This window comes from Lactococcus protaetiae, from assembly GCF_006965445.1.
GTDB lineage: Bacteria > Bacillota > Bacilli > Lactobacillales > Streptococcaceae > Lactococcus > Lactococcus protaetiae.
The window spans coordinates 2526963-2541316 of the sequence record NZ_CP041356.1; the positions used below are offsets into that span (position 1 = coordinate 2526963).

Here is a 14354-nt window from a genome sequence, read left to right on the forward strand (position 1 = left end):
GAACATTTGTCCTCTATCTCTAGTCACTAAAGTGACAAGAATAGAGGCAACGCCAAATGGCAATCAAACGGACAGCGTGTAGACCGTTCGCAGAACGGCGTGCGAAGCACGTAGCAAGCGAGGATGGACAGCGGAGCCGTAAGGCGGAGATAGTACGCACTTGCTTTGATAAATTTAGCTTCTGTCAGTAACCAAAAAATCCTGTCAGTATACTGACAGGATTTTCTATCCACCAATTTCACATTTTTTATTCTATGAAACTGATTTTAACTTAACGGAGGTAGAAATTCTAAAGCTTTTACAACAACAGGACCTGATGCAATAATCGCTTTAATTTTCAACCGTTTCAGTTTCTTCTTTTTTCACTTCAGGCGCATTGGTCAAATCTGACAATGGCTCGATATTACGATAGCGGAACATACCAGTACCAGCAGGAATAATCTTACCGATAATAACATTTTCCTTCAAGCCGAGCAAGTGATCTTCCTTACCACGAATCGCAGCATCAGTAAGTACCCGTGTTGTTTCTTGGAATGATGCCGCTGACAAGAATGAATTAGTTTCAAGAGAAGCCTTAGTAATTCCCATCAATACAGGACGACCAGTAGCAGGTGTTTCTCCATTTAAAAGTGCTTGTTCATTCAATGCTTCAAAATCAGAGATATCCATCAAAGTACCTGGCAAGATGTCAGTTGAACCATTGTCCATGATACGGACTTTACGGAGCATTTGACGAACCATTACCTCAATGTGCTTATCACCAATTTCAACCCCTTGTGAACGGTAAGTTTTTTGCACTTCGCCAAGCAGATAAGTTTCAACAGATAGAGCATCGCGCACTTGCAACAAATGTTTTGGCTCAATAGAACCTTGAATCAACGGTGCACCACGGTGAATAAATTCACCTTCTTCAACCATCAGGACATCCGCCATACCTACGGTGTAACTACGAGTATCTGTTTGACCTTTAACCGTAATTTCACGTGTACGAGTCGCTGCATCTTCAACAATAGAGTCAACCGTACCAGTAACTTCGGTAATGAGCGCTTCCCCTTTAGGATTACGTGCTTCAAAAATTTCTTGAACACGAGGCAAACCTTGAGTAATATCTGAGCTAGATGCAACACCACCCGTGTGGAATGTACGCATTGTCAACTGAGTACCAGGTTCACCGATAGATTGAGCAGCGATTGTACCAACTGCTTCACCAACTTCAACGGCATCACCAGTGGCTAAGTTAATACCATAGCAATGTTTACATACACCATGAGGAGTTTTACATGTAAATACTGAACGAATCGTTACTTCTTTAACCCCAGCATCAACAATTTGACGCGCTACATCTTCAGAAATCAAAGTATCATCTGCAATAATCAACTCACCCGTTTCTGGATGGAAAACTGACTTGCGTGTGTAACGACCCACCAAACGTTCAAAGAGCGGCTCAACCATTTCTTTACCAGTAGCGATATCAGAAATAACAAGTCCACGGTCAGTGCCACAGTCATCCTCACGAATAATAACATCTTGCGCAACATCAACCAAACGACGAGTAAGATAACCTGAGTCGGCAGTCTTAAGCGCCGTATCAGTCATCCCTTTACGCGCACCGTGAGTTGAGAAGAACATTTCCAAAACAGACAAACCTTCACGGAAGTTTGAAATGATTGGCAATTCCATGATTTTACCATTAGGTGCAGCCATCAAACCACGCATACCAGCAAGTTGTGAGAAGTTTGAGATATTACCACGGGCACCAGAGTCCATCATCATAACGATTGGGTTAGACAAGTCTTGACCTTCAATCAGACGACGTTCAAGTTCTTCTTTAGCTTCACGCCAAACACCAGTAACAGCATTATAACGTTCATCATCAGTAATCAAACCACGACGGAATTGTTTAGTGATTTGTTCTACACGTTTATGAGCAGCTTCAATAATTTCATGCTTATCTTCAACAACAGGAATATCTGCAACCCCCACGGTCAAACCAGCCAAAGTAGATTGATGATAACCAAGGTCTTTCAGACGGTCAAGGTATTCAGAAGTCGCTGTTGTCCGATAACGTTTGAAGACTTCAGCGATAATTTTACCAAGATAACCTTTTTTGAAAGGTCTAGTTGGTTCAAGTCCTGCAATGACTTCTTTGATATCTTGACCATGTTCCATGAAGAATCGGTCATCTGTAGTCCCTGTCAGATTTGCTTCTGTTGGCTCATTTAGGTAAGGCATCCCTTCTGGAATGATTGAATTGAAAATGACTTTACCAACAGTAGTAATCAAGATTTTATCTTGATGATTTGGTGTCCAAGGTTTATTGATTGATTTTGTAGCAATACCAATACGTGTATGTAAATGCACGTACCCATTACGCATTGCAATTTCAACTTCTTCAGGCGTTGAGAAAATCATTCCTTCACCTTCACGACCTTTTTCTTCCATCGTGAGGTAATAGTTACCAAGAACCATATCTTGAGAAGGGGTAACAACAGGTTTACCATCTTTAGGATTCAAAATATGTTCAGCAGCAAGCATCAAAAGACGCGCTTCAGCTTGTGCTTCTTCAGACAATGGCAAGTGAATAGCCATTTGGTCACCATCGAAGTCCGCATTATATGCTTCACAAGCAAGAGGATGCAAACGAATTGCTTTACCATCAATTAATACAGGTTCAAATGCTTGGATTCCCAAACGGTGGAGCGTAGGTGCTCGGTTAAGAAGGACAGGATGTTCTTTAACTACAGTTTCAAGCACATCCCAAACATCTGAATCTTGACGTTCCACTTTACGTTTAGCCGCACGAATATTTGCAGCCAACTCACGTTTCACGAGTTCAGACATAACAAATGGTTTGAACAATTCAATTGCCATTTCGCGTGGCACACCGCATTGATACATTTTCAAAGTCGGACCAACAGCAATAACCGAACGTCCAGAATAGTCAACACGTTTACCAAGCAAGTTTTGACGGAAACGACCTTGTTTACCTTTAAGCATATGGCTTAGTGATTTCAAAGGACGATTACCAGCACCAGTGATTGGGCGGCCACGGCGACCATTATCAATCAATGTGTCGACCGCTTCCTGCAACATCCGTTTTTCATTTTGCACGATAATATTTGGTGCATTAAGTTCCATCAAACGTTTCAAACGATTGTTACGATTAATCACACGACGATAAAGGTCATTCAAATCAGAAGTCGCAAAACGTCCACCATCAAGTTGCACCATAGGACGCAAATCCGGTGGAATAACCGGTAACACATTCAATACCATCCAAGAAAGTGCATTTCCTGATTTCTTGAAAGCTGTCAAAACATCCAAACGACGAATAATTTTCACACGACGTTGACCAGATACTGCTTTAAGTTCTTCTTTAAGTTCTGCAACCTCTTTATCAATGTCAACATCATTGAGCAAATCTTGGATTGCTTCTGCACCCATTTTTGCAACAAATGAACCGAATCCATTTTTAAGAAGTTGTTCACGATATTCCCGCTCAGTCAAAAGTTGTTTTTTCTCAAGGTCAGTTTCTTTAGGATCAATAACAACATAACTTGCAAAATAAATGACTTCTTCAAGTGCACGAGGACTCATATCAAGTGCAAGACCCATACGTGACGGAATACCTTTGAAATACCAAATATGTGAAATTGGAGCAGCAAGCTCAATATGTCCCATACGTTCGCGGCGTGCTTTTGCTGTTGTTACTTGAACACCACAAAGTTCACAAACTTGGTTTTTATAGAAAACACCTTTGAGTTTCCCACAAGCACATTCCCAGTCCTTTTGCGGACCGAAAATACGTTCATCAAAAAGCCCTTCACGTTCTGGTTTTTGTGTACGATAGTTGATTGTTTCTGGTTTTTTAACTTCACCAAATGACCAGTAACGAATTTTTTGTGGAGATGCGATACCAATTCGCATGCTCTCAAATTTATTTACATCGACCAATTTTTTCTCCACTTCTAGTAAATTTAACGCTGTTTTGATTTTAAGAATTTCTGACATCGACATTGCCTACTAAAAATTCTCATTTTCAAAATTTTCTCATCTTTTTGTCAACAAAACTGTTGATGACTTATCTAAATACTGTTCATTTTTAATACTATTTCACTTCTAAAAGAGTTTTAGAAGTGAAATAGTATCATTAGTTCATCCATTAAATTTATGGGCAAACCAGTATTAATTATTCTTCATTTTCAGCGTTAATAAGAGCTTCTTCTTCAGTCTCCGCTTGTGCAACAATCGCTTCTTGTGCTTCAAGCATTTCTGGAGTAATTTCTGTGTTATCAGGACGAGCCATCACTTCGTCTTCATCTAATTCACGTAAATCAAGAACATTACTATCTGCATCAAGGACTTTCATATCAAGACCAAGAGATTGTAACTCTTTGACCAACACGCGGAATGATTCAGGAAGGCCTGGCTTAGGAATACGCTCACCTTTGACAATCGCTTCATAAGCACGAGTACGTCCAATCACATCATCTGATTTGTACGTCAATATTTCTTGAAGAACATTTGCAGCACCATAAGCTTCAAGCGCCCAAACTTCCATTTCTCCGAAACGTTGTCCACCAAATTGTGCTTTACCACCAAGTGGTTGTTGTGTTACAAGCGAGTAAGGGCCAACTGAACGGGCATGGAGTTTATCATCAACCATGTGGTGAAGTTTAATCATATACATGACACCAACAGAAATACGGTTATCAAATGGTTCACCTGTACGACCATCATAAAGAACAGTTTTTGCATCTGCTGACATTCCAGCTTCTTTAACTGTATCCCAGATATCATCATCTGAAGCACCATCAAAGACTGGTGTTGCGATGTGGATACCAAGCGTACGAGCAGCCATACCGAGGTGAAGTTCCATAACTTGTCCAATATTCATACGTGAAGGGACACCGAGTGGATTCAACATGATATCGATTGGTGTACCATCTGGAAGATAAGGCATATCCTCTACAGGAACGATATTTGAAACGACACCTTTATTTCCATGACGTCCAGCCATTTTATCCCCAACGTGGATTTTACGTTTTTGTGAGATAAACACACGAACCAACTTATTCACACCTGAAGGCAGTTCATCACCATTTTCACGAGTAAACACACGAACATCATGGACAATACCACCGCCGCCGTGAGGAACACGGAGTGAAGTATCCCGTACCTCCCGTGCTTTTTCACCGAAGATTGCACGAAGTAGGCGTTCTTCAGGTGTTGGGTCTGTTTCACCCTTAGGTGTGACTTTACCAACAAGAAGGTCACCATCTTTTACTTCAGCACCAATGCGAATAATACCTGATTCATCGAGATTTTTGAGTGCTTCCTCACCAACGTTTGGAATCTCGCGAGTGATTTCTTCAGGACCAAGCTTTGTATCGCGAGTCTCTGACTCATATTCTTCAATGGCGATAGAAGTATAAACGTCATCTTTGATTAGACGTTCAGACATGATAACCGCATCCTCGAAGTTATAACCTTCCCATGTCATGTAGGCAACAAGTGGGTTTTGTCCCAATGCCATCTCTCCATTTTCCATAGAAGGACCATCAGCAATGATATCGCCTTTTTCAACCTTTTCACCAAGTTGAGCTAAAGGACGTTGGTTGTATGAAGTTCCCGAGTTTGAACGGCGGTATTTTGTAATACCATAAATATCGAGTTCTCCAGAAGTACGACGGACACGAATTTCTTCGCCATCAACATATTCTACTGTTCCGTCATGTTTGGCAATAATTGCAGCACCTGAGTCACGTGCAGTTTGGTGTTCCATACCAGTACCAATCCAAGGAGCATGAGGATCAATCAGCGGTACTGCTTGACGTTGCATGTTGGCTCCCATGAGGGCACGGTTTGAGTCATCATTTTCAAGGAAAGGAATACATGCTGCAGCTACGGCGATAACCTGTTTAGGTGAAACATCCATGTAATCAGCAGTTGAAGCTTCAACTTCAATATTATTCCCTGTATGACGAGCCATAACTGTACTGTTTGCAAATTTTCCTTCTTCAGTCAATGGTGAATTCGCTTGAGCTACTGTATAATTATCTTCTTCATCAGCTGTAAGATATTCTACTTCATCTGTAACAATGCCTGTTGAGCGATCAATACGACGATATGGTGACATGATGAAACCATATTCATTGATTTTCGCATAAGAAGACAAGTTGTTAATCAAACCGATATTTGGTCCTTCAGGTGTTTCGATAGGACACATCCGACCATAGTGAGTATAATGCACGTCACGAACTTCGTAGGAAGCACGGTCACGTGAGATACCGCCAGGGCCAAGGGCAGAGAAACGGCGTTTGTGAGAAAGCTCTGATAAAGGATTATGTTGGTCCATAAATTGTGAAAGTTGAGATGAACCAAAGAATTCTTTAATTGAAGCTGTCACAGGACGAATGTTAATCAAACCTTGTGGTGTGATATTTTCATTTTCTGATGATGACATACGTTCACGAATCACACGTTCCATACGAGAAAGACCGATACGAACTTGATTTTGGAGTAATTCACCTACTGAACGAATCCGACGGTTCCCCAAGTGGTCAATGTCATCTACTTTACCAATGCCTTCAGAAAGTCCTAACCAATAATTAATGTTTGAAATTACATCTGCTGGTGTCAATACACGACATTCGGCATCAGGAGTACCATTTGAAAGCAGAGTTACTACACGTTCCGAATCTTTTGGTGAGTAAACTTTTACGCTTTGCAAAGTGATAGGTTCTGGCACCACTGCATCTGAGGATGGTTCTACAATGAAGTTACCAAGACCATTATCAAGAAGCGGTTCAATCACATCAAGCACATCACGTGTCACCAATGTATCTGAGTTGACAAGAATTTCACCAGTTTCTGGGTCAACAATTGGCTCTGCCAATGTCAAACCAAGCAAACGATTTTTGAGTGCCAGTTTTTTATTAAATTTATAACGTCCTACAGGAGCAAAATCGTAACGTTTTGGATCAAAGAAACGTGCTACGAGTAAGCCACGTGAACTATCAGCCGTTTTTGGCTCTCCTGGACGCAAGCGGTCATAGATGTCTTTGAGCGCTTCTTCCACACGAGTGTCAGAAGGGTTCTTATGAACATCTTTTGCCATAGTATCTGTCAATAGTCGGCTTTCGCCCATAAGTTCTAGGATTTCGTCATCTGAACCAAAACCAAGAGCACGAAGCATTGTAGTGAAAGTTAACTTACGTGTACGGTCAATACGAACATAACCAATCCCTTTAGCATCTGTATCAAGTTCAAACCATGCCCCTCGGTTAGGAATTGTCGTGTGTCCAAAGCTTTCAAGACCGTTTTTATCTGTTTTAAGGTGGAAATATGAACCTGGGCTACGTACCAACTGGCTGACGATTAAACGTTCTGAACCATTATTGATAAATGTACCCATTTCAGTCATGAGTGGGAAGTCTCCAAAGAAAACTTCTTGTGTTTTCAATTCACCAGTTTCTTTATTTACAAGACGGAATGTCACGTAAATTGGTGCTGAATAGTTTGCGTCATGTGCACGCGCTTCTTCAACAGTATATTTAGGTGTTTTCATTTCATAACCGACAAATTCGAGCTCCATTGTGCCTGCAAAGTTGTCAATTGGGAACATTTCTTTGAAGACATTTGCAAGCCCTTCGTCAAGGAAGTTCTTATAACTTGATGTTTGAACTTCAATGAGGTTTGGCAAACCGATTACTTCTTTGATACGTGAAAAACTGCGTCTTGTACGGTGTTTACCGTATTTTACGTCATGTCCTGCCAAGTGTTTTCTCCTCTATATTTTTTAGATTTGATTAAAAAAGTCTGTGCTTTTGATGAGTTTCTAATGAAAAAATCTGAAAAGTTGGTAGTTTGTCTTTTTAATAACTTTTTCTAATTTCCCTAATGAAAGACGCCAAAAAAGCAACGAAAACTCTTGTTTTTCGCTGCTTACAAAGCCTATGGGGACAATAGATCCCACAGATTTTGCTGACAAACCATTATTCCCATTATACACTATTCTGTTTACTTTATCAAGAGATGAATCATTGAAAAAACTCTCAAATTAATTCAAGAGTTTCTGTTAATAAGGTAGCTATAATTCTATTTTTTCGATGATGGCTTTAAATGATTCTAGTTCTGTGCGAGAAAGTGAACCAACAAGCGTTGCTAATGTATTGTCTCTGCGTTTATTTTCCAGTTCTTCTAACATCAAGTAAGAGAGCTGAGTTCCAATGATTGAAGCTAGGAACTCTACCAATATTAGTTGCTCTACTTCGAGAGGATTATTGGATAAAATAAAAATCGTACCGATACGTAGGCTGCTACCATAAACTGGTGCTACAGTGATTGAACTTTCTGAGTAATATTCTGCAAGCTCTTTTACTGGTGCAAGAATGGAGTCTTCTATCTTTTTATTATGATTTATCTCGTAAAAAGCTAGTGTAGCCGCTGCAACACTCTCTGGAAGCTTTTGATAATTAAAAAATGTTTTTAGCGCGTTTGAATTTTGCTTATCTGTGTGTGAATAATGATACCCTAAGAAATTTCTTTTAGAGTCAACAATAAAAAGGTCGCACCCTAAAAATTCTGCAAGCTTATCCATTAACAGTTGATAAGGGAATTCTTTTGAGAAATCCACTGGTGTTGTTCTCAGCAAAGTTGTCATTTGCTTTGTTTTATCAAAAAATTTATCCACCTTTTCCTCCTTATATCGTTTTAATCAAACTAGATTTATAATAATCAAAATAAAGTATTCTTTTAATTACATTTATGTTATCACACTTATCTTCAAGTGTCAAACTTCTTACGTATTAAGAAAATCAGGTTATTTGTTAAAAAATTTGGAACATTTTTATTTTTTTCGTTTATAATCTTATTTTTTTCTTCCCACTTCTTATATTCTATGTTATAATAACTATATTACAAATGTTTTAAAAATATATCTTTTATTGTAATTTGGAGAATACAATATGTTTTATGATCGTTTAAAAAAATTAGTCACTGAGTCTCATAAATCTTTTAATCGTGTCGAAAGAGAGTTGGGCTATCCCAGAAATGCTCTTGCGAACTATCGTTTGGGTAAGGAACCTAGCGCAAAACGTTTGACTGAGATTGCAGATTATTTTGGGGTCACATCCGAATATCTTCTTGGAAAAGATGATGAATATAGCTACAAAAAAGCTCAATTATTATTTGATGGGCTTGATGAAGAAAGAAAACAAAAGCTATTGGAATACATTCAAGAAAGAATTGATGTGCTCAAAAGCATGGAAGAAACTTTCGTTTCTTTATCAGCTACGCGGTTTGTCTATTGTGGCAACGATACTTGGACGATACAGTCAAATGACCGTACGATTAATTTTCCTGTTAGCCAGCTTCCTGAAGATTATGATGCTGTTTTTGAACTTGTTGGTGGAGCTTTAGAGCCAACTTCCCCTAATGCAACTGGAAATCTGATATTTATCAAGTATGATGAAAATAACCAAGTGAGTGCGGTTCATACTTTTCAACTTGACCATGAACATTATGCTAAACTTCTTACTGGCGATGGCAAAGTGTTCTATCTCAATCGTTCAGATAATACTGAGTATGAAGATGTTCCTGTTACTTGTGGCAAGATTGGTAAAGTCTATCATTCCACATCACTTCTTTAAACTGATTTTTTCTCTACTGTTACCAGAGTTTGCTCTTTCATCTTTGCTAAGAGCATAGGTTTAGTTTGCCTTTAATTTCTCTGTTGACCTAGTGAAACTTGCTCACTCATTTCAAATAAAAAATCCTAGATTAAATTTAGGATTTTTTATTCTTCTTCATCATCACCAGTTATACTGGTTACACCTTAAAATCCGTCAATTCTTTATCCATTCGCTCTACCCCAGCTTCGCTGGCATTCTTGCTACAACCCAAGCGACAAGAATGAAGACTAATCGAACGAACGGAAACCAATTACAGTGCAACGTCAATCCGTTGTCGTCTTTTACGACACATTAGCTATAGTATTACTTTCCCTTGAGCAGAAACCTCTAACCCTTCTGCTCGTAAACGCGCAATTTGCTCGGTGCGTCCTGGTTCTGGTAAGCTAATTACTCCTTTGGATGATATGACACGCCACCATGGAAGCTGATATTTTTTTGACATTGAATGTAGGACACGTGAAACTTGTCTTGCACCGTTAGAAAGTCCCGCAAGTCTTCCCACATCTCTATAACTCATAACGGTTCCTTCTGGTATTTCTGTCAGTACTGACAGAATTTTTTTCGTTGTTTCTGTAAGTTCTGCCATTTAATTACCAGATTTTAACACGTTTTTCAGGAGCTCGATACATTTTATCTTCAGGTTTGATATCGAACGCTTCATAAAATTCTTCAAGATTTGTTGGTGGAATATTTGCACGAAGTTTTGCTGGAGCATGGACATCCATACTAAGTAGCATTTGTTGAAATTCAAGGCTTGCTTTCATACGCCAAATGGCCGCCCATTGACTGAAAAATGCGCCTAAGTCAACATCAGATTCATTTTTTGCTGCCGTCAGTGCCGCCGTAATACCACCCTGGTCTGCAATGTTTTCTGATACAATAAGTTTTCCGTTCGCTGGTCCTGCTTCCGTTTCTACTCCTTCAAAAAGTGCAATCATTTCTTCTTGTTTCTTTTCAAATGCAGAGTAATCTTCTTCCAACCACCATTTGTTCAGATTACCATATTTATCAAACTGCGCTCCATTATTATCAAAAGCGTGTGAAATTTCGTGAGCAATTACTGCGCCAATTCCACCGTAATTTTGTGATGAAGATTGTTCAAGCGAATAAAATGGCGCTTGCAAAATCGCAGCTGGGAAAACAATGGTATTGCTATCTGGGCTGTAGTAAGCATTGACCATATGAGCTGGCATATGCCAGAGTGTTTTATCAACATCTTCAGCGAATTTCTCATAGTGACGAGCTGTCAAAATTTCATCAAATTTGACCGCATTTTCATATAAACTTCCGTCAGTCACTTTGAGCTTTTTATAAATTTCTGGAAGTTTGTCAGGAAAACCGATAAATGGTGTAATTGCATCAAGCTTTTCAATTGCTTTTTCAGCAGTCGCTTGGCTTAACCAAGCGTTGGTACGCAAGCGTTCTTGATAAACTTTTATCATCGCTGAAACCATACGTTTCACGTCTTCTTTTGCAGTTTCACCAAAATATTTTTTACCATAGAAAATCCCAATCACTTGACTAAAATAACTTTCTGTCAAGTCAAGTTGATGTTTTTCTTGACTGCGTGGTTCTTTAACATTTGACAAAAATCGATTGTAAGCAGAACCTAGGATACGCAAGTCTTCTGTCAAAAATGATGTTGCTTTACGCGCAGTTTTCGTCAGCATCCACGCTTTGATAAGTTGCCAATTTTCTTCATTGACAAGTAGATTAAAGTGATCGTAAAAACGATTTTCAAAGACAATAATTTTCTCTGGCTGTGTCCCTACCAGATTTTCGATAAATGGTGCAAAATCAACTGTTGAAAGCCCCTTTACAAAGTTGTCAGTACTGACAGGATTGTATAATTCAGCGTATTTCGCCCATTCTTCAGAAGTATTCGCTGACGGTACTAAAAGCGCATCAAATTTTACCGCGTCAGAAGCAATACGTTCTGCATTTTCAATATCAAATGCCTCCAAAATTTCAGTTGAATTTTTTGTCCAAAAATCTAGTAATTCAGCTTTTCTTGGATGTTCGTCTGCATAATAAGTCGTGTCAGGTAAAATCAGACCTGGACCCGTGAAGCCAAGCGCATGATGCACAGCATCTTTCATATCAGGCTCTACACTAAAAGAAAAAGGCAAAGGAGCTTGTGAATGAAAAACCAAATCTGTCAGTGCTGACAGAAAGTCCTTAAAGTCTGTCAGTTTCAAAACCTTATTCAACTCAGCTTTTACGGCCGTGAAATCCGCTTGATTACGGCTGTCCCAATTTCCTGCTTTATTATAAAACTTGATTGTTTCTAACAGCTCAGCATTGTCCACCGGCAAATTTACTGACAAATCTTTCAAATCTTCTGTCAAATTTTTTTCATTTTGCAAAACCAGCTCATCAAACGCTGAAATGCGTGGCTTATCAGCTGGAATTTCAGCTTGTTCCAACCACTCCGCATTTACCGCTGCAAACAAATCATCTTGAACTCTAACCATAATTTTCTCCATTTTCTTGAATTTTCCATACAATTATATCACAAAAAATTTCTGTCAGTGTACTGACAGAAATTTATTTACTTATAACTTTAATTTCAACAAAGAAAACTACTGACAAAGTTCCTCAAAGATGTAATTTTTTCCTTAAACTTGTACCACGCACTCCAAACCATTTTTCTAGCAGTCCTAGTTTTGCAGCAAACCAAAGATAAGTATAAAAACCTGCACCACCTGCAATAACAGCGATTATCGCTGAACCCGCACGTCCCGGCACTTTACCAAAAACAAAGCCTAAAACAATTTCAACCGCGATAACAACAACAGCCATAAATACAGTTAACAAAGCCGCACCTTGAGCACCACGAATTGTATTTTTGATTGAAAAACGAGTAATCTGATGAAGTTTTCTGATAAAAAGTGAAACACCAAGCAAGAAAGATAAAGTTGTAGCCAAAAGTGGCCCATAACTATGAAAAATTAAAATCATCGGCACCTGCAAAACAACTTTTGCAATCAAAGTAATGATGAAAAATTTCATCGCCATACGTTTATGATCCATCACCGTAAGCGGAGGATAAACGAGCATATAAAGCCCCAACAAGAAACTTTGCAAAATAGCAAAAACAAACAAACTACTTTGTAAACTTGACGGTACCTGATAAAAAATCGTATAAATTGGTTTAGTTAAAAGCGCCATCCCCACAACTGCGGGAAGCATGAAACCAACATAAAGTTGAAAATTATAACCCACCAAAACAGCAAGTTCCCGCCGATTTCCCTGCACATAGTGCTCAGTAATCAATGGGTCAGAAACAGAGCCTAAAGTTAGTGCCACGCCCAGCAAGACCATCGTCAACTTATCTGTATTCGCTGAAAAGTAGCTCATCAATGCCAGTAATTCATTATGACTATAATTTGTTACCCAAGGCATCATATTCATAAATGTCGAGTTATCAATAATCTTGAAAATCTGAATCGCCGAGCCAATCACAATAAACGGAATCGCTGTATGCATTGTCGTTTTCAAAATTTCAAGTGCATTTATCTTAGATTTTGCAGGTCCTGGACGCAAAAGTCTAGTCAAATTACCAGAACGTTGTAAATAAAAGAGAAGCACAGCATAAGACCCCAACATCCCAACAAAAGCTGCTGTTGTTGACTGAGTCACGGCACTTTGCCAATCATGCGAGCCGAGTTTCATGATTGCGAAAGTTGTTGCAAGCATCCAAACAATACGGACCACTTGCTCCAAAAGTTGGCTCATTGCATAAGCCTTAACTTGATTCAATCCTTGGAAATATCCCCTAATCACTGACATTGATGGGAAGATTAAAACAGCAAGTGCAAGACTCTTCATCACTGGAATCAAATCTGCGCTATCTTTACCTCCAACCAAAGTAGAGAGTGGGCCTGAGAGAAAGAACATCAATCCTGCTGCAACAATCCCTAAAAGTGCCATCACACCTAACATCTGGCGAACAAGACGATAAGCCATATTAGGATCATCCAAAGTATTATACCTTGCAACTTCACGCGCCACTGCCGCTGGAATTCCTACTGTTGAAATAAGCAAGAAAAGTGCATAAATATTATAACCCATGCTATAAAGAGAGTTCGCCTCATTCCCGAAACGCCCCATCCATGCATACCACGGAATAATATAAACAACACCCAAAACCTTACCAATCATATCTGCACCAGTACGCCATGCAGTTCCAGAGAGCATTTGGTCTTTCGATTTTGTCGCCGTTTTTATCGGCTTACTATCTGTATCCATTGTTTGTCCTGAATTTTCCATTATTCCATTTTACCCTAAGTTGCCAGTTTTGACAACTTAGGAACCAAATCAATCTATTTCACTTTAACTTAGCAAGTGCGTGCTATCTTCGCCCTTTGGGCTCCGCTGTCCATCCTCGCTACGGTGCTACGTGCTTCGCACGCCGTTCTGAGAACGGTCTCCGCAACTTCGTTGCTCCGCTGTCCGTTTGCTTAACTGCTAAAGCAGTAAGAGCAAAAGGCAAAGCGATAAGGCGAAGTGACAAGCTCTGCTTTCGTTCTACTGCCCTAGGGTCTTGGCGCTTTAGCGATTGCGATTTGAGCTTGTTGCTTTAGCAACTTAGCGAAATCGACAGCGGAGCAAAGTGGAGATAGAGCAAATGGATAACGAAGCTTTGCTACGGTGTGA

Annotated in this window: 7 protein-coding genes; 1 reads left to right on the forward strand and 6 read right to left on the reverse strand. The window is 39.5% G+C overall.

Annotation, left to right across the window (positions count from 1 at the left end):
- Positions 1 to 330: 330 nt before the first annotated feature.
- The 3 genes from rpoC to FLP15_RS11990 all read right to left on the reverse strand — a co-directional run bounded on the left by rpoC (position 331) and on the right by FLP15_RS11990 (position 8695).
- A complete protein-coding gene (gene rpoC / locus FLP15_RS11980) occupies positions 331 to 3954 on the reverse strand; it encodes a DNA-directed RNA polymerase subunit beta' (protein WP_190288388.1) in 3624 nt (1207 codons plus the stop codon).
- Between the two features lie 235 nt (positions 3955 to 4189).
- The gene (rpoB, locus tag FLP15_RS11985) at positions 4190 to 7780 is read right to left on the reverse strand and encodes a DNA-directed RNA polymerase subunit beta (protein WP_142767298.1); all 3591 of its coding nucleotides are present in this window, start codon (positions 7778 to 7780) and stop codon (positions 4190 to 4192) included.
- A gap of 312 nt (positions 7781 to 8092) precedes the next feature.
- On the reverse strand, positions 8093 to 8695 hold the full coding sequence (locus FLP15_RS11990) for a GAF domain-containing protein (RefSeq protein WP_142767299.1): 603 nt from the start codon (positions 8693 to 8695) through the stop codon (positions 8093 to 8095).
- 274 nt (positions 8696 to 8969) lie between these two features.
- Here FLP15_RS11990 and FLP15_RS11995 point away from each other — a divergent pair, with 274 nt between their 5' ends.
- Positions 8970 to 9653 (forward strand): XRE family transcriptional regulator, encoded by a 684-nt coding sequence (locus FLP15_RS11995; protein ID WP_142767300.1) that lies wholly within the window; start codon positions 8970 to 8972, stop codon positions 9651 to 9653.
- Between the two features lie 337 nt (positions 9654 to 9990).
- Here the strand turns inward: FLP15_RS11995 and FLP15_RS12000 are convergent, their stop codons facing one another.
- The 3 genes from FLP15_RS12000 to FLP15_RS12010 all read right to left on the reverse strand — a co-directional run bounded on the left by FLP15_RS12000 (position 9991) and on the right by FLP15_RS12010 (position 13967).
- On the reverse strand, positions 9991 to 10281 hold the full coding sequence (locus tag FLP15_RS12000) for an MGMT family protein (RefSeq protein WP_142767301.1): 291 nt from the start codon (positions 10279 to 10281) through the stop codon (positions 9991 to 9993).
- A 4-nt stretch (positions 10282 to 10285) separates the two neighbouring features.
- Positions 10286 to 12169 (reverse strand): endopeptidase PepO, encoded by a 1884-nt coding sequence (gene pepO, locus FLP15_RS12005; RefSeq protein ID WP_142767514.1) that lies wholly within the window; start codon positions 12167 to 12169, stop codon positions 10286 to 10288.
- Between the two features lie 124 nt (positions 12170 to 12293).
- Positions 12294 to 13967: a putative polysaccharide biosynthesis protein gene (locus FLP15_RS12010; protein ID WP_142767302.1), complete on the reverse strand. Its 1674-nt coding sequence runs from the start codon at positions 13965 to 13967 to the stop codon at positions 12294 to 12296.
- Positions 13968 to 14354: the final 387 nt, after the last annotated feature.

What these genes read in the sequence shown, in the direction of transcription:
- FLP15_RS11995 (WP_142767300.1), top strand. Translation starts at nt 8,970, where the DNA reads ATGTTTTATGATCGTTTAAAAAAATTAGTCACTGAGTCTCATAAATCT.
- FLP15_RS12000 (WP_142767301.1), bottom strand. Translation starts at nt 10,281, where the DNA reads ATGGCAGAACTTACAGAAACAACGAAAAAAATTCTGTCAGTACTGACA.
- pepO (WP_142767514.1), bottom strand. Translation starts at nt 12,169, where the DNA reads ATGGTTAGAGTTCAAGATGATTTGTTTGCAGCGGTAAATGCGGAGTGG.
- FLP15_RS12010 (WP_142767302.1), bottom strand. Translation starts at nt 13,967, where the DNA reads ATGGAAAATTCAGGACAAACAATGGATACAGATAGTAAGCCGATAAAA.